Below are 23,837 nucleotides of genomic sequence, written 5' to 3' on the forward strand. Positions count from 1 at the left end.
CCCTCAGCGTCGCCGAACGTCAGTTGCATGGATGATTCCTCAACACGAGGCGAGTAGTGTCGCGCACCTGCCGTGCTTTGTTCAGAGGTTCCCTAAGCCCCTCTCCTGCGGGAGAGGGGTTGGGGTACGGTCTACTCCAGCCAGCTGGCCAGCGGACGCCGCTGCCAGCAACACGTCATCCAGCAGACAGCTCTTTCAACAAGGCCATCGCCGCCGCCGGATTGCGCTCCTTCGCCGCACTGATGAAAAACACGAACACCTCGCGCGGCGTGCGGACCACCGGTGAGGTGGCGTCGACATGCGGCAGATCGGCAGGGTCGTCGCCGCGTCGCCAGGCGTGGATGCGCTCGGCCCACTGTTTCAATGCCGGCGCCGGATAACCGGCATGCAGACGCGCCTGGCTACGCATCAGACGCGCGTAAACGAAGTCGGTGGACAGATCGGCAAAGGAGGGATGTTCGTCCGAATCGGTGAAGACGGTGGTCACGCCGTGGCGGCGCACCAGCGCGAGCAGCGACGCATCCACCGCCGCGTGGTCGCGAACTTCGAGCACATGCCGCAGGCTGCGCTTGCCTACGTGTTTGGGCAGCAACGTCAAAAAGGCTTCCAGGTCGTCGGCCTGCAGCCGATGCCCTTGCTCGAATTGCCACACCAGCGGCCCCAGGGTATCGCCGAGCTCGACAATGCCGCCGACGAAGTCGTCCACTTGCGCTTTGGTGCCCGCCAGTGTGCGGGATTGGGTAATGCGTCGCGGCGCCTTGGCAGAAAACACGAAGCCAGGCGGCACGTCATCGCGCCATTTCGCATAGGTTGCCGGTTTTTGCGCGCCGTAATAGGTGCCGTTGATTTCGATGGCGGTGACCTGGCGGCTGGCGTATTCCAGCTCGCGCCGCTGCACCAGACCCTCGGGATAGAACATGCCTGCGCGCCACGGCGCATACACCCAGCTGCCGATACCGACATGGATGCCGTCCAGGGCGGGCGGCGTGGAAGCGAACAGATCAGTCATCGCAGGAATACTCGCTCGCTAAGGTGGGCACGATTGGGTGCCGCGTTGGGCCGGGCGCCCGGCGGCGGTCACGAGGCTATAGCGTCGCGTATCGGGATTGGATGGGACGTGACAGCGAAGCCGCCTGCTGGCGATGTCGGCTCGGTCTCTGCACCGATGCCGGCAGGCGACGGGCCGCCCAGCTGTCAGCGCCAAGACGACATCGACCGACACCCGGACCCCGCCGCAGCCGGCTACCATGCCGGTTCAGCCGCTCGAGACCGCACCGATGACCTGGACCACGCCCGATCTGTGTGACCGTTTTCCCGAGGTGACCGTTGCCGAGCCGTTGTTACGCCACTTTGGCGGGCGCAGCGTGTTCTGCGGGTCGATTGCGACAGTGCGCTGTTTCGAAGACAACTCGCGCGTGCGCGAGCTGGCCGCCACGCCGGGCGAGGGGCGGGTGCTGGTGGTGGACGGCCAGGGCTCGCTGAAACATGCGCTGCTGGGCGACCAGATCGCGGCGCAGGCGGTGGCTCATGGTTGGGCCGGCGTGCTCATCCACGGCTGCGTACGCGATGTCGAGATCCTGGCCACGCTGCCGCTGGGCGTGCTGGCACTGGCCGCCTGCCCGCGGCGCACCGAGCGGCGCGATCTGGGCGATGTGGATGTGCCGGTGAACTTTGCCGGCGTTCCGTTCGTGCCCGGTCATTGGTTGTACGCCGACACCAACGGCGTGCTGGTGACACCGCTGCCGCTGGACGGTGCAGGCGGCGCAATCTGATCGACAACAAGTAGAGCGTGACAGTGACCTTGAACCGATGGCTGACGGGAGGCGTGCTGATGCTGGCAACCCTGGTGACAACGACGCACGCGGCCGAGCTACCGGCCGGCTTGCAGCAGTTCGATGCGCAGATGGAACGCGTGCGCAAGCAGTTCGATGTGCCCGGCATTGCGGTGGCCATCGTCAAGGATGGTCAGGTGGTGCTGGAGCGCGGCTATGGCGTGCGCGAGATCGGCAAACCCGAGCCGGTGCAGGCAGACACATTGTTTGCGATCGCCTCCAATACCAAGGCGTTTACTGCCGCGTCGCTGTCGATCCTGGCCGACGAGGGCAAGCTGTCGCTCGACGACAAGGTCATCGACCACGTGCCGTGGTTTCGGATGTCCGACCCTTATGTCAGCGGCGAGATGCGCGTGCGCGACCTGCTTGCCCACCGCAGCGGGCTGAGCCTGGGAGCTGGGGATCTGTTGTTCTGGCCGACCACCAGCTACAGCACCGACGAAGTCGTGCAGCGCCTGGCCAAGGTGCCGTTGAAAGGCGGGTTTCGTGACCGTTACGCGTACGACAATATCTTGTACGCCGTCGCGCAGAAGGTGATCGAGCAGGTCTCCGGGCAGTCCTATGCCGCGTTCTTGCAGCAGCGGATCTTCGCTGCGGTGGGCATGCGTGGCACGCGCTTCAACGCCGACCATCTGCAGCCTGGCGACAACGCGGCGGTGGGGCATGCCAAGTACGACTTCACCGAGCTGCGCACGGTGGCACCGCTGACCTGGTCGAACAATTCCGGTGCCGGCGGCATCTATTCCAGTGCGCACGACATGGCGTTGTGGATGCAGGTACAGCTGGCTGGTGGGGTGTTGCCGGACGGCACGCCGTTGTTCAGTGCCAAGCGGCAACAGGAGATGTGGTCGATGATCACACCCATTGCCATTGCCGAGCCATCGGTGCCCGACCTGGCTGGCATGCGGCCCAATTTCGCCGGCTATGGCGAAGGCTGGAGCCTGAGCGACTATCGCGGCCATCGGCTGGTCTGGCACACCGGCGGCTGGCCCGGCATGGTGTCGCGGCTGACCCTGGTGCCCGACCAGCAACTGGGTGTGGTGGTGCTGACCAATCAGGAAGTGGGTGCGGCGTTCAACGCGGTGACGCTGCAGGTGCTGGATGCGTTCTTGCAGGTGCCGCCCACCGACTGGACCGATGCGTACGCCAAGGCCGTGGCCAAGGCGGACATGGATGCCGACACCAGCTGGAAGAAGCATCAGGATGCACGCACCGCACGCTCGACGCCGTCGTTGCCGCTGCGCGGTTATGCGGCCACCTATCGCGACCCGTGGTACGGCGATGTGGTGATCCGCCAGGACGGTAAGCGGCTGCGGCTGCAGTTCGCCAAGACGGCGCAGTTGATCGGCACGCTGGAGCACTGGCAGCACGACAGCTTCATCGTGCGCTGGGACGACCGTTCCTTGAACGCCGATGCCTTCGTCAACTTTTCGCTGACTGCGGACGGTGCGGTGCGCGAGATGCGCATGGAAGCGATCTCGCCGTTGACCGATTTCAGTTTCGATTTTCAGGATCTGGTGCTGACCCCGGTGTCGGCGGCATCGCCTGCATCGCGGTGACGCGTGTCTGAGGGCGGCGCCAGCGCATCCGCTGTGCTGCGGGCCACCCGGCAATCAATGAGCCGGCAATCAATGAGGGTGGCCGTGTCCATCCAGCACCGCTGAAGTGCCTGCCGATGCTGCAACAGCCGCGCTCGGCAGCCTCAGCGCTACCGCCCACCAGCGCGGCTCGCTATGATCCGCGCACTTCTCAGGGATGTCCCCATACGCATGACCACTGCGCAGATGTCGGTGTATTTTTTTCTGCAGGCTGCAGCGATCCTGCTGGTCTGTCGGTTGGTCGGCATGCTGGCCAAGCGTATCGGGCAGCCGCAGGTGGTGGGCGAGATGATCGCCGGCGTGATGCTGGGGCCGTCGTTATTCGGCCTGCTGGCACCGGGTGCGCAGGCAGCGTTGTTCCCCAAGCAGACCATGGACGTGCTGTACGTGTTCGCGCAGTTTGGCGTTGGCCTGTACATGTTTCTGGTCGGTACCGACTTTCGCGGCGATCACTTCCGTGCGCGCTATCGCAGCGCGATGAGCGTGTCGCTGGCCGGTATCGCAGTACCGTTTGCGCTGGCATTTGCGATGTGCCCGTGGCTGCTCAATGTGGAAGGCCTGTTCTCGGAAAAGGCCAAGCTCATGGAAGCCTCGCTGTTCCTGGGCGCAGCCATTGCGATCACCGCATTCCCGATGCTGGCGCGCATCATCCACGAGCGCGGCCTGACCAATAGCCCGTTGGGCACGTTGGCGTTGACCGCCGGTGCGTTCGACGATGCGGCGGCGTGGTGCATTCTGGCGGTGGTGCTGGCCAGCTTCGGCGGCAGCTGGGGCAGTGCGTACCTGGCCATCGGCGGCGGCGTCGCCTATGCGCTGTTCATGCTGTTTGTCGGCCGGCATCTGCTGCGTCGCCTGGCCGATCACGTAGTGCCGGATCAGCCGCTCAGCAACAGCATGCTGGCGATCGTGCTGATGCTGTTCTGCCTCAGCGCCTGGGCGATGGATGCGATCGGTATCCATGCCGTGTTCGGTGGCTTCCTGCTGGGCGTGTGCCTGCCCAGGGGCGCATTGACTGAGAAGCTGCGCGAGATGATGCAGCCGTTTGTGGTGGTGTTGCTGCTGCCGTTGTTCTTCACCTATTCGGGCCTGAAAACCCAGCTCAGCGTGTTGCTGCAGCCGCAGATCATGCTGGCCGGCGTCGCCATCCTGGCCGCATCGTTCATCGGCAAGGGCGTGGCCTGCTGGGCTGCGGCGCGCGCCACCGGCGAAAATAACCGCGACGCGATGGCGATCGGCTCGCTGATGAATGCACGCGGCCTGATGGAGCTGATCATCATCAATATCGGTTTACAGGCCGGGGTGATCGAGCAGGGCCTGTTCTCGGTGCTGGTGCTGATGGCGATCCTGTCCACGCTGATGGCCACGCCGCTGTTCAACTGGATCATGCGTCGCCACGCCAGCGTGACCGACGCGGTGCCGAGCCTGCAACAGCGCTGAGCGCCGGCAGCTGCTGCGCTGGCGAGGCAGCTGCGCTGCTGGTGAGATGTAGCGCTTGTCGGTTGCTTGGCCGTGCGGGCAATCCTGACGTTTGAAGGCTGCGCATTGGCTGCTGCACAGTGCGCGCGAGCGCACCGCGCCGTGCGCTGCGTGCTCCGAATGAACGCACCTGCTTGACCAGGATGGAGCGATGTCGGCTTGGTTGCTGGCGCAGCCGCAGTGCAGGCGCATTGAGGCGAGCATGCCACCGCCGCCATACTGGCGTCAGATATCAGTCATCGAGTCGTCATGACCAAGGCAAAAAAGAAGGCCGCCCAGCAGGCGGTGCAGGTTCCTGTGCCGATCTATCAGTTGCAGATCGCATTGGCGGGCAGTGCACCGCTGGTGTGGCGCAGCGTGCTGGTGTCCGGTGCAGTGCGGCTGGCGACCTTGCATCGCGTGCTGCAGCCGGTCATGGGCTGGAGCGGTGTGCATCCGTACGAATTCGACGTTGGTGGCGGGCGCTATGGCGAGTCCGGGCTGGATGTGCCGGATCGCGCGCGACTCAAGCATGCCGCGCGGGTCACGCTGGAAAGCGCGCTGGGCGAGCTCGATGCATTTGGCTATTTCTATGGGGCCGGCGCCGGCTGGCAGCACACCGTGCAGGTGCAGGCCGTCTTGCCGCCGGATGCCGGGCTGCGCGTGGCACGCTGCATCGATGGTGCTAATGCCTGCCCGCCGGAAAGCCGCGGCGGGATCGATGACTATCAGGAATTTCTGCAGATCATCGCCAACCCGGATCACCCGCAGCATGTGCAGGAACTGGCCACGCTCGGTGGGCGTTTCGATCCGGGTCACTTCGATCTGGTCGAGATCAACCGGCTGCTTGCGCGTGTTCGCGACTAAGAGCAGCGAACAAACCGACTGAGCTCGCTGTCAGGCGGGCGCGGCTGGTGCTCGGCGCTCGGCGCTCGGTGCGGCATGGACCACGCGTCCACTCCGATTCTGAGCGCGCTGCCCGCACCCACCTGACGATTGCTAGCTAGATTTGTTAGCCGCTCTAAACGAAGGTGCTGAGACGGCTGCGCCATGCAGTGCCGGCGCCGCGGCATCCACAGCAGCACTGGGCACCCGCAGCGCGACCTCCCACGCGGAACTCGCCGCATCAACGCACTGCGGTTTGACGCCCAATCGGCTAGCCTGACCGCCCGGTATTCGCGAAGTACATGCAATGTTCCGCTGGTTCGAGTCCCTGATCGATATCTTCCCGCCCATAGAGCGGGAGATGCCGCCACGCAGCGTATGGCGGTTTTATCTGCATTATCTGCGGCCGTTGTGGCCGATTCTGTTGGCCACGCTGGTCGCAGGGCTGCTGCTGGCGCTGGTGGAAGTGGCGATGTTCGACTTCCTCGCTCGCATCGTGGACATGCTGGCCGAGCGACCGGGACCGGACTTCTTCCGTCGTCATGCGGGCGAGTTGCTATGGATGGCAGCGATCACGCTGGTGGCGCGGCCCTTGTTCACCGGCCTGCACAATCTGCTGGTCAATCAGGCGATCGTGCCGGGCCTGAGCAACCGCTCGCGCTGGTTGATGCACAACTACGTGGTGCGCCAGAGCCTGGGCTTTTTCAACAACGACTTTGCCGGCCGCATCGCCAACCGCGTGATGCAGACGGGCACCTCGTTGCGCGAATCGGCGGTGCAGATGGTCGATGCGCTCTGGTACATCGTGGTCTATACCGGCAGTGCCTTGTGGTTGTTTGCGCAGGCCGACCCGTGGCTGATGGCACCGCTGCTGATCTGGCTGGTGGTGTATGTCGCGTTGATGGCGTTCTTCGTGCCGCGCATGAAGGCGCGTGCCTGGGTGGCATCGGACGCGCGTTCCAAGGCCACCGGGCGCATCGTCGATGGCTATACCAATATTTCCACGCTCAAGTTATTCGCCCATGCAGGCCGCGAAGAAGCCTATGTGCACGACGCGCTCGATGAGCTGGCGGTCAAGCACCGCGGGCAGACACGGGTGACCACCGCCATGGATACGGCCATCGCGGTGGCCAACGGGTTCCTGATCGTGGGCACCTGCGCATTGTCGCTGTGGCTGTGGAACCGTGGGCAGATCAGCGTCGGCGCGATCACGCTGGCGACCGGTCTGGTGATCCGCATCCACAACATGTCCGGCTGGATCATGTGGACGGTCAACGGCATCTTCGAAGACATCGGCAGCGTGCAGGACGGCATGCAGACCATCGCCCAACCGCTGACCGTGCAGGACGCGCCGGATGCGGTACCGCTGCGGGTCACTCAGGGCCAGGTGCAGTTCGACCAGGTCCATTTCCACTACGGCAAGCGCGGCGGGGTGATCGCCGGATTGGATCTGCAGGTACGCGCGGGCGAAAAGATCGGCCTGGTAGGCCCTTCCGGTGCGGGCAAATCGACGCTGGTCAACGTGCTGCTGCGGCTGTACGACCTGGAGCAGGGGCGTATTTTGATCGACGGGCAGGACATCGCGCAGGTCACGCAGGAAAGCCTGCGCGGGCAGATCGGTCTGGTGACGCAGGACACCTCGCTGCTGCATCGTTCGATCCGCGACAACCTGCTGTACGGCCGGCCGCAGGCCAGCGACGCGCAGATTCTCGAAGCCGTGCGCAAGGCACGCGCGGAGAGCTTTATCGATGCCCTGGTCGATGGCGAAGGCCGCCACGGCTTCGATGCGCATGTGGGCGAGCGCGGCGTCAAACTCTCCGGCGGTCAGCGCCAGCGCATCGCCATTGCGCGCGTGCTGTTGAAAGATGCGCCGATCCTGATTCTGGACGAAGCCACCTCGGCGCTGGATTCGGAAGTGGAAGCGGCGATCCAGGACAGTCTCGACGCATTGATGGGCAACAAGACCGTCATTGCCATCGCGCACCGGCTGTCCACCATTGCGCGCATGGACCGCTTGGTGGTGATGGACGCCGGCCGCATCGTCGAAACCGGCACGCATGCGCAGCTGATCGCACAGGGTGGGCTGTATGCACGCCTTTGGGCGCGGCAGACCGGCGGGTTTGTTGCGGCGGATGAGTGAGGGGAACGATGCTCCAGTACACGGTGCGAGAGAAGGGAGGTCGCAAGCGGGAGTCGTAACATCGAGATCTAGCCCCTCTCCCGCGTGCGGGAGAGGGGTTGGGGTGAGGGGAGTGAAGTCTTCTGCCAGGTTGACTACATCGAGCTTCGCTCGTGCCCTCATCCGCCCCTGCGGGCACCTTCTCCCGCATGCGGGAGAAGGGAGGTAGTCAGCGCTTCATCCGTCTGTTGGAGCAAGCCCCTCTCCCGAGGGGAGAACGAAGTGCTTACTTAATCGGCTGATCCAGCATCAGCTCGCGTGCAAAGCGCACCGGCGGGGCGCCGTAGGACAGCATCTTGTCGTGGTAGGCCTTCAGGTTGAAGTCCTTGCCCAGCTTGTCCTGCATCGCCTTGCGCGTATCCAGATGTTCCTGCACGCCGACGAAGTAGGTCGGCAGTTGCGCCGACGACAGCTGCGCACGCACCCACTTGCCCGAGGCTTCGCTTTCCTGCTGGAAGGTGTCGTGGGTCATCAGGTGCATCGCCTTATCCCGGTCCCAGCCGTCCACATGCACGCCCTGGTCGAGGATGGCGTTGGCAATGGTGCGCAGGTAGAACTTGAGCTGCACCAGGTGGAACAGCGGGTCGTTATCCAGGTAGCCCTGTTCCTGCATCATGCGCTCGGTGTACACCGCCCAGCCTTCGGCGAACATGCCCGAGCGCAGCACCGCGCGCAGCGTGGAGGGGAACTTGGCCGAGTGCCAGCCTTCCAGGTAATGGCCCGGCGTGCCCTCATGGATGCTGAGCAGATGGATCATGCGGGTGTTGTATTCGCGCAGGAACGAATCGACCTGCTTGTCGTTCCAGTCGTCGGGAATCGGCGACACCGCGTAGAAGGTCTTGAGATTCTTGTCGAGCGGGCCGGGCGAATCGCAATACGCCACCGCCACGCCACGCTGGAATTCCGGCATCAGGATGATGTCCACCGGCGAATCCGGCAGCGTCATCAAATCCTTCTGACGCACGAAGTTGGTGGACTGCGTCAGCGCTGCCTTGGCTTCGTCCACCACCTTGTCGCGCGCGGGCTTGTCGGCATACGCCAGTTCCAGCGCAGCTTCGATCGCAGCCTGTTGCTGATCGTCGGTCGGCGAGGCGGGCAGCTTCGGTGCTCCCGGTCTGTCCTTGAACACGGTGCGCGCAATGCCGTACATCTCGCTACGCACGCGTTTGAGCTCGGACTCCGCACGCTGTTTGATGTCGGCGCGCGACAGCGACGACAGCAGCGCGAATTTCAGTTTCTGATCGTACTTTTCCGCACCGACACGGAAGTCGCCGTTGGCATTGGGCACCAGCACGGTATCCAGCCAGGTCTGCTGCTCGGTCACCGCCTTGCGCAGGTTGTCGATGGCCGCCTGCGCGCGCGCCGCTTCGATCGGGCCGAGCTGGCCGATGTTGGGCGCGATGAAGGTATCGACAATGCTCAAGATGCCCTTGTTCTGCTTGGCCACCGTCTCGGCGTGGATCTTGGGCACGCGCGCCGGGTCCAGGTTCTCGCGCGCCTGGGCGAAAATGCTCGGGATTTTTTCCATGCGCTGCGTGGCCGACGCCAGGCGCTCGGGCAGCGGTGCGAACTCGCGCGCCATCAGGCCGTACAACGCGCTGCCGGCCAGGCCGTTGTAGACCTGCGGGTCCCAGGCCCAGCTCTGCAGGACCTCGGTATTCCATATTTCCGATTGCAACTGGTTACGCAAGATCGCTGCATCGACCTGGTTCTCGCGCGACAGCTTGGCGATGTCGATCGCCTCCAGCTCGGTCAGCAGCTTCTTGCCTGCCTCCAGGCTGCGCTGGCGCCCGGCGGTGCTGAGATCGTCGATCTGCGTATCGAAACGGTGATCGCCGGTCTGGGTGGCGGTGACCGGCGACAGCTGCATCCAGGTGTCCAGGGCCTGCTTGGAGAGCGCGGCAAAGTGCGCATCCGGGGTCTGCGCGTCGTGCGTGCCGACGGGCGGGGTGGTGCCGGCGCTCGGCGATTCGGGCTGCTGCTGGCAGGCGCTCAGGCCGGCGATCAGGGCGAGGACAAGCAGGCGTTGACGCATGGTGGGTCCTGGTGGAGTCAATCCGCCAGCATAGGCAACTGTGCGGTTGTCCGCATCCACCATTGGTTTAGAGTGGCGATCGAATCGGTGCGTCGCGCGCCAAGCGGCTGCGGCCGTGATGCTGAATCGGCCGGTCTCGGGCGGGCCCTGGCTGCTGCCTGGCCCGCCGCCGTGTCGCCACCGTCTGCCTGTTGCACGCCACAGTGAAGTGGCGCATTCCAAGGAGGAACACCATGTTGTATGCCGGTAGCTGTCATTGCGGACGCATCGCCTTCGAACTGGAGACCGATACGCCGATCACCGAGGTCTACGACTGCAATTGCTCGCTTTGCCGTCGCCGTGGTGGTCTGCTCTGGTTCGGCACGCGCACCCAGCTGCGCCTGCAGGCGGCCCCGGAGGCGGTCGGCACCTACCGCTTCAATCGCCACCATATCGAGCATCATCATTGCCCGCAGTGCGGGATTGCGCCCTTCAGCGAGGGGGCCAACCCCAAGACCGGCGAAGCCAGCGTGGCGGTCAACGTGCGCTGCCTGCCCGCGCTGGATCTGACCACCTTGAACGTGCAACAGGTCGATGGAGCCAGCCGATGAGGCGCGGTATGCGCTGGCCCGGCATCGCGCTGCTGGTCGGCTGGGCGCTGTGCGGATGTGCGCGGCCGCCGGGGGAGATGGCCGCAGACGGCGGTGCCCCGGCGCCGGCGCCCCCCGCCGTACAAGGCAATGCGCTGGCCTACGAACACGATGTGCGGATCGAGTTGCCGGCCGATCAGATCGGCGAGCGCATCGCGGCCGTCCGTGCTGCCTGCCAGAGCGCACAGTTCGGCACCTGCGCGCTGTTGGCGGTGGAACAGGAGGGTGGGCGCGAGCCCAGCGGCAGCGTTCGCGTGCGCACGGTGCCTGATGGCATCGAGCCACTGGTGCAACTGGCCGGCCAACATGGCGAGGTGGCGGCACGCAGCACGCGCGCCGAGGATCTGGCCCAGCAGATTGCCGATACCGGCCTGGCGCAGGCGCGCCTTCAAAAAGAACACGCGCGTCTGCTGGAGTTGCAGCAGCGTCGCGATCTGGCGGTGACCGATCTGCTTGCACTGTCCAAGCGCCTGGCCGAGATTGAGGCCGAAGCGCAACAAACGCAGCAGGAATCCGCGCAGCAGCAACGCCGTATCCGCACCCAGTTACTGACGCTCAACTTCCGCAGTACCGGCGGGGAGCAGGGCAGAAGCGAGATCGCGCAGGCAGCTGCCGAGTTCGGGCAGGTGTTTTCGTCCAGCGTGGCGTTCGTGATCCGTGCGGTCGCGGCATTGCTGCCAGTGGCCCTGGTGGCGGCGATTGCCGGCTGGCTGCTGTTGCAGGCGTGGCGCTGGCGCGCGCGGCGGCGCCGGATGTCTTGATCGGCGCGCGGCTGGTCGGTGCTGCTGCATCAGCTGCGCGTGATGGGCGCGTCGCCTGTCATTGGAAGCAGCGCTGTGTGAGGAGTGCAGGATGCAGGTGCAAAGCGCATGCAATCTGCCATGCGCATCGGCATGGCCGCGTGTAACAGCGATGTTCGACCAGTGTCGTTTCCAGCGTGCTGTACGCCTCCGGTACGAGCAACGCTTGCTCAAGCAAGACGCCAGCGCGCTGCAGGTTTCGTCGGAATAAAGGGCAGGCCGACTGCAGACATCCACCGATGTCTGCAGTCGCGCCCTGCGCAAGCTCAACCTTCGTCGAACTCGTATTCGACAAACACGTCCAGCTGCAAGGCCAGTTCCTGCACCGCTTCGCGCACCTTCTGCGCGGTGGCCTCGTTGCCGGCTTCCACTTCGAACTCGTGGCTGCCCGGACCTTCGTCGTCGGACAGGCCGGCCGAGCTGGAATCGTCGTCGTCCAGATGCGGCATCAGGTCGTCCACTTCTTCGACGTGCTCAATGCCCTCGATGCTCTGCAGCAGGTTGGCGATGGCACGTGCGTCGTCGTCGGTGCCGGTGATACGCATGCGAAGAGTCGGCATGGGAGAGCTTCCTTGGATTGGGGACCCAAAGCCTAGGCAGCCATCAGGCAAGATCGGGTGATGGCTGCGTGCGCCGGCTGCTCACGCGCGCTTGGCTGTTGCCTGTGCCGGGGCGGTATCCAGCACCGGCACCAGCAACGCCTGCGCGGCAGTGCGCAGCAGTGCCGGCGCGATGTAGCGATGATGCACGCCGTCCACCAAGGCCATGTACACGCGGCCAAACGTATTCCGGCAGGCCACCCGCGTCTCCAGGCTCAGCTCCACGCTGCCATCGTCCAGCACGTCCACGCCCACGCTGCTGCGGAAGACCAGGTGACGGTCGTCGGCGCCCAGCAAGACCTGCACGCGTCGATCCAGCGGCGCGGTGTCTTGCGCAAGCACCGGGAACCGGCCCGCGAACAGACAGTCGCGCTGTTCCGACAGCAACGACGACACCGGGCAGCCCAGCGGCGAGGTCCGCAACTGCAGCGGCGCCACCAGCGCATTGCGCAGCCGCATCAGCCAGGTCACGCCCCGCGGCGCGCGCTCGGTGAACCCTTCCAGCAGCAACGTCATCAAGGTGTGCGCACCGTGCTGACGCAACTGATGCGGCTGCAGGCGCAGCCGCACGCTGTCCTGATGATCGAAGCGGGGCAGGTGCCGGGTCAGCAACGAGCCGGGCTTGGGGGCGGCATGCACGCTGACCTGCGCCCGCTGCGGTGCCAGCGCAACAAACCCCACCGGCCGCCGCAGCCGGCTCACTGCCTGGCGCAGCCTGCCGCTGAAGGAGCGCAGCCTGCCGCACCAGGTAAACCGGCTGCTGCCCGGCGATGCGGCCAGCGACAGGCCCACGGTAGGAATCTGCAGCGCACGCGCCTGGGCCGAGGCCAGCAGCGCAATCACTGACTCGGGCAGCGTTTCGGTGAGCGTTGCGATATCGGCGGTGCCGGCCAGCACCCGTGCGCGTACCGCATCGCTCAACTCACCGCCGGCCTCATCGCTGTGGCAGGACAGTGCGAAAAACGCCGGGTGTGCGGCCTGCGCTTTCAGCGGTGCGAACTGATGCCAGGTGCCGCCGCCAAAGCGCACGGTAAAGAGGCAATCGGCCGGCAGATCGATGTGCCGCAACGCCGCCAGAAAGTGCTGCGGATCTTGTTCGATCTGCTCCATCGAGGCGGTGCAAAAGCGCAGTTGCGCGCCACCGCTGCCGGTGATGGCGGTGAACATGCGGTGCCCGGCGTGGCGATGGAATGGGTGGCCGTTGGCACCCACCGCAAACGAGAACAGCGCGGTCGATTCGCCGCGCGCAAAGTCGGTGCCGGCCAGGCGTGCCGAGGGTTCGTCCAGCGCATCGTGAAAGCTGGGATGCGCGCGCTGGCGGCGGCAGGACTGCTCGATCAACGGATTGCCTGCGCCCACGCCCAGTTGCGCGATCAGCGTGACCTCCACCGGCAGACCGCCGCTGTAGGACTCCAGACGGACGGACGGGAAACCTGCGTGTGCGTCGGCAGTGCGGTGCTGGCGTGTGCTGAACATCGGCATGAGTCCTTTGCGGCCGGAGGAGGGTCAGGAGGTTTTCTTGGTCAAGGCGCGCGCCTTGCGTTTCATCGGTGCCGAGGCCGGGCAGACTTCGAAGGCAAAACTGCTGAGCGTGTTGACCAGGTTGTCGGGGGTCAGCCGGTAGACCACGAACTGGCCGCGACGCTCGCTGGACACCAGTCCGGCGGTTTCCAGTACCGATAGATGCCGCGAGATGGCCGGCGCGCTCATTTCGAACAACTGCCCGATCTGCCCGGCGGTGAGTTCCTGGTCTGCCAGGCACGCCAGCATCTTGCGGCGGGGCTGGGAGGCGAGGGCTTCGAAGATGCGGTCGATGGACATAAGGGTTTAGACAATTAACGAATTAGCTAATTAATTGATTTTATGGCGGCCGATGTCAAGCGCTTTTTCGGGGCAGCGCTGGCTGGCTGCGGCCGGCGACTGTCGCGAGCGTTTGGTGCGATTGGCCATGGGGCGCTGCTTACGTCTAGCGCAAGGCCTGTGCCAGCGTTGCGGTGCAGATCGCGGCCGGAACGCAGTGCTTCAACCAGCCGTCTCACGCAGCGGGCAGTGCCACCAGCTCTGCCGGCAACGCGGGCATCGGGGTGCGTTCGTCCAGCGCTTCGCGTTTGAGCCAGTCGATGAACAACGCCGCCGCCGGGCTGGGCTCGCGGTGGCTGGGGTGCACGATGTAGTACGCGTAGCGGGCTTTGAGGGTAGGGCCTGGCAGCCGCACCAGTTCGTAGCGTTGCAGGTAGGGCTGGGCGATGTGCTTGCGTGCCAGCACCGCGCCCAGGCCGTACACCGCTGCGCGCATCGCATCGGTGCTGTCGTTGAAGGTATGCATCGGCGGCAGCGTGGTGCCGCGCACCTGGGCGGCACGAAACCAGTCGCGCCAGCCTTGCGGCGACATGTCGCTCAGCAGCGGCAACTGGGCAATCTGCGCCGGTGTGCGCAGTGCCGCCACTTCCGGCAACGAGGGCGAGGCCACCGGGAACAGCGCATCGTCCATCAAATGGTGCGAGGTCAGCCCCGGCCATGCGCCTTGCCCATAACGGATGCCCAGTTCCGGGCCGCCTTCTTCGAAACGCGAGAACGCCGGGTCCGATTGCAGGTCCAGGCGGATGTGCGGATGGGCGCGACAAAAGCGCGGCAGGCGCGGCAATAGCCAGCAATACGACAGCGAGCGCAGCGTGGTGACACGCAGCGGGATGGCGTCTTCGCGCGGATGCAGGTTGCCGGCCACCGCGGCGATCTCGGCCAGCGCGGCGGTGGCGGCATCGGCCAGCTGACGGCCTTCGGCGGTGAGCTTGACCCCGCGCGGCAGCCGCTGGAACAGGGTGACCCCGAGCAGCGCTTCGAGTTTGCGCACATGGTGGCTGACCGCGCTGGCGGTGAGATGCAGTTCTTCGGCCGCATGCGCGAAATTTTGATGGCGCGCGGCGGCGGCGAACACGCCCAATGCGGGCAGCAGGGTCGGGCGCAGATTCATCGAGACATGACTCAGATTTGTGGCTGACCGCGATACTACGCGCTTGTCGGGCCTGCGGTAGCAGCCGATGCTGCGTCGTCCCGTCGCGATGATCGTGCCATGCCCAGCTGTCTGCCCGAGCTTGTCTTCTGCTGTTTCAGCGCCGCACGGCATGCCGCAGGAGCGCAGCCATGAGCGCGCATTCGTCGACGCAGTCAGTTGTTGCAACGCGCGAATGGCGGACCCCGCTCGAGCTGGGTTTTCTCGGCATCGTATGGGGGTGCTCGTTCCTGTTCATGCGTGTGGCGGCGCCCAAGTTCGGCACGGTGGCGTTGGTGGAAATTCGCCTGGCGCTGGGCGCGGCGGTCCTGCTGCCGTTTCTGTGGTTGGCGCGCGACCGCTTCCCCTTGCGCCGTTGGCCGATGCTGGCGGCGATCGGCGTGTTGAACTCCGCGTTGCCGTTCTTGCTGTTTGCCTGGGGCGCGCAACATGCACCGGCCGCCGTCGGTGCGATCTGCAATGCGATGACGGTGTTGTTCACTGCGTTGATCGCGTTCTTGTTCTTTGGCGAGCGCATCGGTACGCGGCGCGCGCTGGCTTTGCTGGTGGGATTCATCGGCGTGCTGGTGCTGGCGACCGGCAAATCGGCCGGGTTGAGCGTGGGCCCGGCGGCATTGGCCGGCGCCACTGCTTCGCTGCTGTACGGCATCGGCTACAACCTGGTGAAGCGCCACATGGGCGACCTGCCACCGGCTGCATCGGCGGCGTCCACGCTGGGGTGCAGTGCATTGCTGCTGGCACCGTTGGCCTGGCTGCAATGGCCGACCACGCCGGTGCCGGCAGTGGCCTGGGCCTGCGCGACCGCGTTGGGCGTGGTCTGCACCGGGTTGGCATTCTTGATGTATTACCGGTTGATCCAGCGCATCGGCCCGGCGCGCGCATCCACCGTGACCTACCTGGTGCCGGTATTCGGCGCGCTGCTGGCGTGGTCGCTGCTGGGCGAACCGCTGACCTGGACCATGTTGCTGGCCGCGGTGCTGATTCTGGGCAGCGTCGCCTTCAGCCAGCGCGCGCGCTAAGCACGCGCGCCCCGCTTTTGCGATTCGCGATTCGCGATTCCCGATTCAGCCCGCCGGCGGTGTCCGCACCGGCAGCGGCACGTTGCACAGATCGATATGCCCGGCCGGGCGCTTGTAGAAGTCGTCCTTGCGATTGCGGCGTGCTTCGGCCACATCGCGGAAGCTCTGGCTGTCGGTACGCAGCAGTTGCAGCGGCGTGCGCTCGGCTACCGGCACATCGCTGGCCAAGCGGATCGCACGGATCGGCGAGCGTTGCGTTGTGTCTTCGTAGAAGCCCATCGGGTCCGGGCCGCGCGGGATCACGCTCAACAATTCCATGCCCTTGACCACGCGGCCGACCACGGTGATGTTGCGGTCCAGCTGTCGTGGCGATTGCCCGGTGACCACATACAACTCTGCGCCGATGCTGCTGTCTTCGTCGTTGTTGCGGCCAGCACCAAGCGTGCCGTAGCAATGCGCCAGCCAGGCCTTGCCGGTGGCGCTGTCGCGGCCCGCCGGGAAGCCGTCGACAAAGCCGACCTGCGGCGCCCAGCCATCGCTGTCGGGCAAGCGCTGAAAATCCAGGCCTTGCGCAGCGCGTTCGAACTCTGCAGGCAGATGGGTCTTGGCCGAGCCCGATGATTTGGCCTTGCCCGGCGTCTCGCCATCGGGGTCGCCGAACTGCACCACGAAATTATCCTGCGAGCGATAGATGCTCAGCCCGTCCCAGAAGCGCTCGTGGGCCAGCGTGCGGATATTGCCCACGTGCTCGGGTGCAAATTGCGGTGCAAGCTCGATGATCACCCGGCCGGTGTCCAGTTCCAGGTATAGCGTGCGATCGGGGTCGAGCACGCGCCACGCATTGGCCGGCGAGCTGTCCAGGATCTGTTGCGGGCTGCGGTAGGCCGCGTGGGCGGTAGCGGGCAATACCAGGGCGAGCAGGCAGGCAGAAACAACAGTGCGCAGCAGCATGAAGGCAACCAGCAAGGAGAGGTGCTTGATTCTTGACCAATGCGCGCAAGGACGCAAAGCGGCGATGTGCACGCCACGACGCCGACGCGCTACGCCGGCGTCGTGGCAATGATGACTGCGTGCCATTGCGCTGCACCTGGCGCAGACATGGCGTGCCCGCATCGAGCGGACGCGTCATGATCGATTGGCATACGGCTGTCGTTATTGCCTGCCTTGCAGCCGGTCGACAGGGTTGCAATCACCGCGCCGGTTTGCGCTTGACGTAGAGCTGCTTGCGCACGCGCGCAACGACGTCGCCATCGCGGTTGTGTATCGCGTTTTCGAACCAGCGCAGATGCTTCTCTCCGCCGGCGGTGGCGTCGCGCAGTTCGGCGAGCATGGCGTTGTCGATCACAAAGTCCGCGCTCACCGTGCCGCGCCCGGGTTTGACGAAGTCGATGCTGCCGGCCTTGTCCCACACGTAGTAGTCGCGCCCCAGGTTCTGCATCACCAGCAGCATCCAGAACGGGTCGGTCATTGCGAACAGGCTGCCGCCGAAATGGGTGCCCACGTAATTGCGATTCCACGGGCGTTGCCGCAGTTCCACACGCGCAAAGCGATAGTCGGCCGACAAGACGGTGACGTGGATGCCTGAAAACAGATATGGCGGCCACAGGTTGATGCCGAGCTTGAACAGTGAAGCGCGCATGCGGGCCGGGTTCCATGGCGGGTCGGGCCTGCAGCATAACATTCGCATGCGTATGGTTGGCGATGGCCGTCCATGGAAGCGACGTTGCCCGTCACGTGAGTCTGTCCAGGCGCCGCGTCATCTCCGGCCGCCCAAGCCGCGCCGCCTCGCGCAGAAGGCTCGACCACCCGCATGCTCTCGTAGGAGCGGACATGGCCGCCACGGTGTGTCCCCGTTATCGGAGCAACGATTCATCGCGACGAGGAATGCCTCATCGCGGCCAGGTCCGCTCCTACGGGTCAGGGAGCGGGGTGGCTTGAAGTCGTCGACGCTGCGCCGGGTGCCGTCTGCGCCATCTGGCGGGGACCGGCTTTCACGCTCTAGTGCAGGGCTGCCTTACGCGTGAAGCGGCAGGGCGCCAGGACTTGTAGGAGCGGACCTGGCCGCGACGGTGCGTCACCGTTATCGCATGACGCTTCATCGCGACTGGGAATGCATCATCGCGGCCAGGTCCGCTCCTACGCGTTCATGGGGTCGGCCGTCTTCGTCGGGTCGGTCTTCAGGATGTCGGCAGTGTGCCGGTGCCCCGTTTGGAGAGGCAGGTCTGCGCGCCTTGGTAGCGGCAGGATGCAGATCTCGCACCGCACCGCGGCGTGCCGGATCCTGCGACCGACACGCTACGTGCAATGCGTGCAATGCGCGTGCAATCGACACGCTGCATGCAACCGCTCTCAGGCGTGCGAAGCCGCGTCTCGCGCCACAGTGCCCGTCGCTGTCAGAACACCAGCGCCGACATCTTGCGGCGGTAGCGGCCGACCAGGTCTTCGTCTTCGATCACGCGGAACGCATCGATCAGGCTGCGGCGCGGCAGGTTCTCGTCGAAGGCGCGATCCTGCCGCAGCATTTCCAGGAACTGTTCCAGCGCCGCTTCGTCGTTGCCGTCGAGCAGATGGCGCACGCCGAGCAGGTGACGCGCGCGCAGGTCTGCGCCATTGGTGTCCACGCTGGCCTGCAGCGCGCTGGCGTCCGGGGCGTCCTTGAGCACATTGGCAAAACTCAGGCGCGCCTTGGCACGCACCGCACGGTCGTCGGTGGCCAGGTTGGCGGGCAGGGCGTCGATCAACTGCTCGGCCTCGGCGGTGTTGCCGGTCTTGAGCAGCGCCAGCGCCAGATCCAGCTTGAGCTCGTCCTTGTCCGGTTCGGCGGCGATCGCCTCGCGCAACGCGGCGGCCTGTGCCTGCGGGTCCAGCGGCGCCTCGGGCAGCACCTCTTCGGCGATCTGCGGCTCGGCCGGCAGCACGCCGTGCTGGGTCAGAAATTCGCGCACCTGGCCTTCCGGCATCGCGCCGGGGAAGCCGTCGACGATCTCGCCACCTTTGACCAGGAACACCGTCGGCACCGAGCGGATCTGGAACGCCGCGGCGATCTGCTGTTCTTTGTCTACATCGACCTTGCCCAGCTCGAAGGCGCCGTTGTACTCGCCTGCCAGCTTTTCCAGGATCGGCGTCAGCGACTTGCACGGCCCGCACCAGGTGGCCCAGAAATCCACCAGTACCGGTGTCGTCAACGATTTCTGCAGGACCTCGGTCTCGAAGGTGTCGGTGGTGGCATCGAATACATGCGGCGTGTCGGACATGGGCTTCCTGTATGGGGTGACGGCAACAATGGGTGGTAATGGTGGCAAACCCGGCCGACACAAGGCCGGCCCAGGACGCCGAAGGGGGTTCACGCCGCGCCCGCCCGGCACGACAATGCCGCGTCCTGGTGGCGCGTGCGCCCCGCAGCGGAGCACCACAATGGGAACTACCGACAGCGCGCAGCGCTACCTGGGCCTGATCGCGGCAACCGTGTTCGTGCTGGCGGTGGCCGGGTTCGGGGCCACGCTGCCGGGCTATCTGCAGGCCAGCCACCCGGTCGCGTTGCTGGGCGCGCACGGTGTGCCGCATGCGCTGGGCTTCAATCTGCTGGCGTTCGTGCTGGTCGGTGCGCTGGGCATGGTCACCGGCGTCAGCCTGCTGGCACGCATGCCGCTCAAGGCCGGCTGGAGTCTGCGCGTGGGCGGGCAGCTCATCGTGCTGGCCGGGCTGGCCTTCGTCGGCATGGGCATGCTGCCGCTGGATCCCACCGATCTGGACGGCCGCGCCAGTCAGGCGCATGCCACGGCCTGGTTGCTGTGGGCGGTGGCGTTTGTGCCGGGCATGCTGTTGATTGCCGCAGCGCTGCTCAATGCCCCCGAGACCCGCACGCTGGCCTGGCTCAGCCTGGCGGCCGGGCTGCTGGTGGCGGTGCTGGCATTTGGCCCGCCCGGCCTGCTGCGGCAGGCCATCGCACAGCGCCTGGCGTTTCTGGCCTGGGTCGGCTGGCTGGCCGTGGCCGCCTGGATCTGGCCGGCAAAGCCGGCGATCTGAGCGAGCGGTTTGGAGCACCTGCTGCACTGCGGTACCCTGTCCCGCTTTGCACCGCCCGAGCATCCGCTCCCAATGTCCACCGTCGAACCCAACGCCTACGACCCGCAGCAGGTCGAATCCTCCGCCCAGCAGTTCTGGGACGCCACCCGCGCCTTCCAGGTCGACGAGAACTCGGACAAACCCAAGTTCTATTGCCTGTCGATGCTGCCGTACCCGTCCGGTGCGCTGCATATGGGCCATGTGCGCAACTACACCATCTCCGATGTGGTCAGCCGCTACAAGCGCATGACCGGCCACAACGTGATGCAGCCGATGGGCTGGGATGCGTTCGGGTTGCCGGCCGAAAACGCCGCGATCAAGAACAAGACCGCGCCGGCCAAGTGGACCTACGCCAACATCGAGCACATGCGCGGTCAGCTCAAATCGCTGGGCTACGCCATCGACTGGTCGCGCGAGTTCGCCACCTGCACGCCGGACTATTACGTGCACGAGCAGCGCATGTTCACCCGGCTGATGCGCAAGGGCCTGGCTTACCGCCGCAACGCGGTGGTGAACTGGGACCCGATCGATCAGACCGTGCTGGCCAACGAGCAGGTGATCGACGGCCGCGGCTGGCGCTCCGGTGCCCTGGTCGAAAAACGCGAAATTCCGCAGTGGTTCCTGCGCATCACCGATTACGCACAGGAACTGCTCGACGGCCTGGACCAGCTGGACGGCTGGCCGGACTCGGTCAAGACCATGCAGCGCAACTGGATCGGCCGCTCGGAAGGGCTGGAAATCCAGTTCGACGTGCGCGACACCGATGGCGCGCCGCTGGATCCGTTGCGCGTGTTCACCACCCGCCCGGACACGCTGATGGGCGTGACCTTCGTCTCGATCGCCGCCGAGCACCCGCTGGCGCTGCATGCGGCCAAATCCAATCCGGAACTGGCCGCGCTGCTGGAAACACTCAAGCATGGCGGTGTCTCGGAAGCCGAGCTGGAAACCCAGGAAAAGCGCGGCATGGCCACCGGCCTGACCGCAGTGCATCCGATCAGCGGCGAGCAGGTGCCGGTGTGGGTGGCCAACTTCGTGCTGATGGGCTACGGCACCGGCGCGGTGATGGCGGTGCCCGGCCACGACCAACGCGATTTCGAGTTCGCCAACAAGTACGCGCTGCCGATCGTGCAGGTGGTCAAGTTGCGCGAGCCGCGCAATGAAGACGAACAGACCTGGGACGCCACCCAGTGGCGCGACTGGTATACCGAAAAAAGCCGCGAGCTGGAGCTGATCAATTCGGCCGAGTTCGATGGCCTGGATTTCGGCGGCGCCTTCGAGGCTTTGGCCGAGCGCTTCGAGCGCAAGGGCCAGGGCCAGCGCCGCATCAACTACCGTCTGCGCGATTGGGGCGTCAGCCGCCAGCGTTACTGGGGCTGCCCGATTCCGGTGATCTACTGCGCCAAGTGCGGCGCGGTGCCGGTGCCGGAGGACCAGCTGCCGGTGGTGTTGCCGGAAAACGTGGAATTTGCCGGCACCGGTTCGCCGATCAAGACCGATCCGACCTGGCGCCAGACCACCTGCCCGGACTGCGGCGGCCCGGCCGAGCGCGAGACCGACACCTTCGATACCTTCATGGAATCGAGCTGGTACGTGGCGCGCTACACCAGCCCCAACGCACGCGACATGGTCGACCGCCGCGCCAATTACTGGATGCCGGCCGACCTGTACGTGGGCGGCATCGAGCACGCGATCCTGCACCTGATGTACTTCCGCTTCTATCACAAGCTCATGCGCGACGCGCGGCTGGTGGACAGCGACGAGCCGGTGACCAACCTGCTCACCCAGGGCATGGTCATCGCCGAAACGTTCTATCGCGACGCCGACAACGGCGGCAAGGACTGGATCAACCCGGCCGATGTCGAAATCCAGCGCGATGAGCGCGGCCGCGTCACCGGCGCGGTGCTGATCGCCGATGGCAAGCCGGTGCACATCGGCGGCACCGAGAAGATGTCCAAGTCCAAGAACAACGGCGTGGACCCGCAGTCGATGGTGGCCAAGTACGGCGCCGACACCGTGCGGCTGTTCTCGATGTTCGCCGCACCGCCGGAGCAGTCGCTGGAGTGGAACGAAGCCGGCGTCGACGGCATGGCGCGTTTCATGCGCCGGTTGTGGGTGCAGGTGCATAAGCATTCGGCCGATGGCCTTATCGATGAATTGACCAAGATCGCGATGCTGTTCGGACCTTTGAGTTCCGAGCAGAAGGCGATCCGCCGCAAGACCCACGAAACCATCGGCAAGGTCAGCGACGACTACGGCCGTCGCCACAGCTTCAACACCGCCATCGCGGCGGTGATGGAGTTGTCCAACGCGCTGGCCAAGTTCGACGATGCCAGCAACCAGGGCAGGGCGGTGCGGCAGGAAGCACTGGAAGCGATGGTGCTGCTGCTCAACCCGATCACCCCGCATGCCAGCCACGCGTTGTGGCAGGTGCTGGGCCGTGGCGAAACACTGCTGGAAGACGTGGCGTTTCCGCAGGTCGATCCCAGCGCCTTGGTGCGTGATGCGTTGACCCTGGCAGTGCAGATCAACGGCAAGCTGCGCGGCACCATCGAGGTGGCAGCGGAGGCGACGCGCGAGCAGATCGAAGCGCTGGCTCAGGCCGAACCCAATGCCGCGAAATTCCTGGAGGGGTTGACGATCCGCAAGATCATCATCGTGCCGGGCAAGATCGTGAACATCGTGGCGGGGTGACGGCGGCGCCGGTCGGGTTGCCATTGCCGCTACGGGCAGCTTCCCGGAGCGGCGTGGCGACGCGGTGCAAGGTTGCTGCGGCGGTATTGGCAATGTGTTGCGCTGGCGCGTGGTGCTGCGCAGGTACGGGTGCTGCAGTGGTTCTCTGCGATTCACTGCGCTGGTGCGCTGCGACGCATGGGTGAAGTTGCCGCGATGGTTTCAGGTACTTCACTTCAGGTGAGATTGTTGAGGTGGCTTCTGGTCATTCGTTTCACCGGCGCGTGGCGACGCGTTTGTCATTCCTGGGCGCTGTGTTGTTCCGCGGCGCCCTATCAAGCCCCGTTCACGCGGGCTGCGTCAGGCTAGCTGCCTGTTGCCGCCGCCGGGGCGCTCATCCAGACTGTGCCCATGATCCGATTTCCTACTGCTTTCGCTGCGTCCCTCGTGCTGGTCTCCAGCCTCACCGCCTGCGGCTTCCACCTGCGCAATTCGCTTGCGTTGCCGCCCGATACCCCGGCCGTGAAGGTGCAGTCCGCAGTGCAGTACAGCGAACTGGCCAAATTGCTGCGGCGTGGCCTCAAGGCTGCCGGCGCCACGCTGGCGGGCGAAGACGCCAAGACCGGCTTTGCGCAAGTGCAGGTGTTGTCCGAGCGCTGGGGCGACTTGCCGATCGCCATCGACAGCCAGGGCCGTGCACAGGAATACAGCCTGCGCTACGCCGCCATCTTTACGGTCACCACCGCCAATGGTGCGGTGCTGGTGCCGCAACAGGTGATCGAGCTGTCGCGCGACTACGTGTCGCCGCCGGTGGATGCCACCGGTACCGCCACCGAGCGCGAGATCCTGGCCGACGAGTTGCGCAAGGACATGTCGGCCTCGATCCTGCGCCGTATCGATAGCGTGGTGCGTGCGCGCATAAAGCGCGGCGAGAGCCTGGAAAGCACGCCGACCGCGCCGCTGCCGCAAGCCACCACGCCGCCGGTGCAGCCGTCGACGCCGGAATCGAGCGTGCCGGCCGCGCTGCCGCCAGCGCCGCAGCCGTCAGGCAACAACTAAGC

Annotated in this window: 20 protein-coding genes and 1 other RNA gene; 12 read left to right on the forward strand and 9 right to left on the reverse strand. The window is 65.5% G+C overall.

The features are described from left to right. Positions 1-175: 175 nt before the first annotated feature. On the reverse strand, positions 176-1,009 hold the full coding sequence (locus XdyCFBP7245_RS15585) for a DUF72 domain-containing protein (RefSeq protein ID WP_104616468.1): 834 nt from the start codon (positions 1,007-1,009) through the stop codon (positions 176-178). 268 nt (positions 1,010-1,277) lie between these two features. Between XdyCFBP7245_RS15585 and rraA the strand changes: the two genes are divergently transcribed. The 6 genes from rraA to XdyCFBP7245_RS15615 all read left to right on the forward strand — a co-directional run bounded on the left by rraA (position 1,278) and on the right by XdyCFBP7245_RS15615 (position 7,910). After that, entirely contained in the window at positions 1,278-1,772 is a 495-nt protein-coding gene (gene rraA / locus XdyCFBP7245_RS15590; protein WP_104616517.1) for a ribonuclease E activity regulator RraA, read from the forward strand. 23 nt (positions 1,773-1,795) lie between these two features. Continuing rightward, on the forward strand, positions 1,796-3,391 hold the full coding sequence (locus XdyCFBP7245_RS15595) for a serine hydrolase (protein WP_104616469.1): 1,596 nt from the start codon (positions 1,796-1,798) through the stop codon (positions 3,389-3,391). A gap of 210 nt (positions 3,392-3,601) precedes the next feature. Beyond that, positions 3,602-4,867, forward strand: a complete 1,266-nt coding sequence (locus XdyCFBP7245_RS15600; protein ID WP_104616470.1) for a cation:proton antiporter — start codon at positions 3,602-3,604, stop codon at positions 4,865-4,867. Between the two features lie 288 nt (positions 4,868-5,155). Continuing rightward, positions 5,156-5,752 (forward strand): plasmid pRiA4b ORF-3 family protein, encoded by a 597-nt coding sequence (locus XdyCFBP7245_RS15605; RefSeq protein ID WP_055849901.1) that lies wholly within the window; start codon positions 5,156-5,158, stop codon positions 5,750-5,752. 75 nt (positions 5,753-5,827) lie between these two features. Then, positions 5,828-5,903: non-coding RNA, sX9 sRNA (locus tag XdyCFBP7245_RS15610), on the forward strand. Positions 5,904-6,077: 174 nt separating this feature from the next. Next, on the forward strand, positions 6,078-7,910 hold the full coding sequence (locus XdyCFBP7245_RS15615; RefSeq protein ID WP_104616471.1) for an ABC transporter ATP-binding protein: 1,833 nt from the start codon (positions 6,078-6,080) through the stop codon (positions 7,908-7,910). A gap of 265 nt (positions 7,911-8,175) precedes the next feature. On the opposite strand, the gene XdyCFBP7245_RS15620 is transcribed toward XdyCFBP7245_RS15615, so the two are convergent. Continuing rightward, on the reverse strand, positions 8,176-9,984 hold the full coding sequence (locus XdyCFBP7245_RS15620) for a DUF885 domain-containing protein (protein WP_104616472.1): 1,809 nt from the start codon (positions 9,982-9,984) through the stop codon (positions 8,176-8,178). Positions 9,985-10,217: 233 nt separating this feature from the next. Between XdyCFBP7245_RS15620 and XdyCFBP7245_RS15625 the strand changes: the two genes are divergently transcribed. Both XdyCFBP7245_RS15625 and XdyCFBP7245_RS15630 read left to right on the forward strand, forming a co-directional pair. Next, the gene (locus XdyCFBP7245_RS15625; protein WP_104616473.1) at positions 10,218-10,574 is read left to right on the forward strand and encodes a GFA family protein; all 357 of its coding nucleotides are present in this window, start codon (positions 10,218-10,220) and stop codon (positions 10,572-10,574) included. Next, complete coding sequence (locus XdyCFBP7245_RS15630; protein ID WP_104616474.1) at positions 10,571-11,374, forward strand: DUF4349 domain-containing protein; 804 nt, start codon at positions 10,571-10,573, stop codon at positions 11,372-11,374. The genes XdyCFBP7245_RS15625 and XdyCFBP7245_RS15630 overlap by 4 nt, the downstream gene beginning before the upstream one ends. 305 nt (positions 11,375-11,679) lie before the next feature. On the opposite strand, the gene XdyCFBP7245_RS15635 is transcribed toward XdyCFBP7245_RS15630, so the two are convergent. The 4 genes from XdyCFBP7245_RS15635 to XdyCFBP7245_RS15650 form a co-directional block, all read right to left on the reverse strand. Continuing rightward, positions 11,680-11,973: a hypothetical protein gene (locus XdyCFBP7245_RS15635; protein WP_104616475.1), complete on the reverse strand. Its 294-nt coding sequence runs from the start codon at positions 11,971-11,973 to the stop codon at positions 11,680-11,682. Between the two features lie 81 nt (positions 11,974-12,054). Next, the gene (locus XdyCFBP7245_RS15640; RefSeq protein WP_425479760.1) at positions 12,055-13,494 is read right to left on the reverse strand and encodes a DUF2867 domain-containing protein; all 1,440 of its coding nucleotides are present in this window, start codon (positions 13,492-13,494) and stop codon (positions 12,055-12,057) included. Positions 13,495-13,518: 24 nt separating this feature from the next. Beyond that, positions 13,519-13,833, reverse strand: coding sequence for a metalloregulator ArsR/SmtB family transcription factor (locus XdyCFBP7245_RS15645; RefSeq protein WP_104616477.1), 315 nt, complete (start codon positions 13,831-13,833; stop codon positions 13,519-13,521). A 214-nt stretch (positions 13,834-14,047) separates the two neighbouring features. Beyond that, positions 14,048-14,983, reverse strand: a complete 936-nt coding sequence (locus XdyCFBP7245_RS15650; RefSeq protein WP_104616478.1) for a LysR substrate-binding domain-containing protein — start codon at positions 14,981-14,983, stop codon at positions 14,048-14,050. Between the two features lie 170 nt (positions 14,984-15,153). Between XdyCFBP7245_RS15650 and XdyCFBP7245_RS15655 the strand changes: the two genes are divergently transcribed. Then, positions 15,154-16,041 (forward strand): DMT family transporter, encoded by an 888-nt coding sequence (locus XdyCFBP7245_RS15655; protein ID WP_104616479.1) that lies wholly within the window; start codon positions 15,154-15,156, stop codon positions 16,039-16,041. 45 nt (positions 16,042-16,086) lie between these two features. On the opposite strand, the gene XdyCFBP7245_RS15660 is transcribed toward XdyCFBP7245_RS15655, so the two are convergent. From XdyCFBP7245_RS15660 to trxA, 3 genes are all read right to left on the reverse strand, one after another. Then, entirely contained in the window at positions 16,087-17,058 is a 972-nt protein-coding gene (locus XdyCFBP7245_RS15660) for a peptidylprolyl isomerase (protein ID WP_104616518.1), read from the reverse strand. Positions 17,059-17,230: 172 nt separating this feature from the next. After that, positions 17,231-17,680 (reverse strand): DUF4442 domain-containing protein, encoded by a 450-nt coding sequence (locus XdyCFBP7245_RS15665; RefSeq protein WP_104616480.1) that lies wholly within the window; start codon positions 17,678-17,680, stop codon positions 17,231-17,233. 754 nt (positions 17,681-18,434) lie between these two features. Further along, complete coding sequence (trxA, locus tag XdyCFBP7245_RS15670; RefSeq protein ID WP_104616481.1) at positions 18,435-19,295, reverse strand: thioredoxin; 861 nt, start codon at positions 19,293-19,295, stop codon at positions 18,435-18,437. A gap of 160 nt (positions 19,296-19,455) precedes the next feature. Between trxA and XdyCFBP7245_RS15675 the strand changes: the two genes are divergently transcribed. From XdyCFBP7245_RS15675 to XdyCFBP7245_RS15685, 3 genes are all read left to right on the forward strand, one after another. Next, on the forward strand, positions 19,456-20,067 hold the full coding sequence (locus XdyCFBP7245_RS15675) for a DUF998 domain-containing protein (RefSeq protein ID WP_104616482.1): 612 nt from the start codon (positions 19,456-19,458) through the stop codon (positions 20,065-20,067). Between the two features lie 72 nt (positions 20,068-20,139). Further along, complete coding sequence (gene leuS, locus XdyCFBP7245_RS15680) at positions 20,140-22,797, forward strand: leucine--tRNA ligase (RefSeq protein WP_104616483.1); 2,658 nt, start codon at positions 20,140-20,142, stop codon at positions 22,795-22,797. A 390-nt stretch (positions 22,798-23,187) separates the two neighbouring features. Beyond that, positions 23,188-23,835 carry an LPS-assembly lipoprotein LptE gene (locus XdyCFBP7245_RS15685; protein WP_104616484.1) on the forward strand — a complete coding sequence of 216 codons (648 nt, stop codon included), beginning with the start codon at positions 23,188-23,190 and terminating at the stop codon, positions 23,833-23,835. The last annotated feature ends 2 nt before the right edge of the window (positions 23,836-23,837 follow it).

Source organism: Xanthomonas dyei (genome assembly GCF_002939865.1).
GTDB classification, from domain to species: Bacteria; Pseudomonadota; Gammaproteobacteria; order Xanthomonadales; family Xanthomonadaceae; genus Xanthomonas; species Xanthomonas dyei.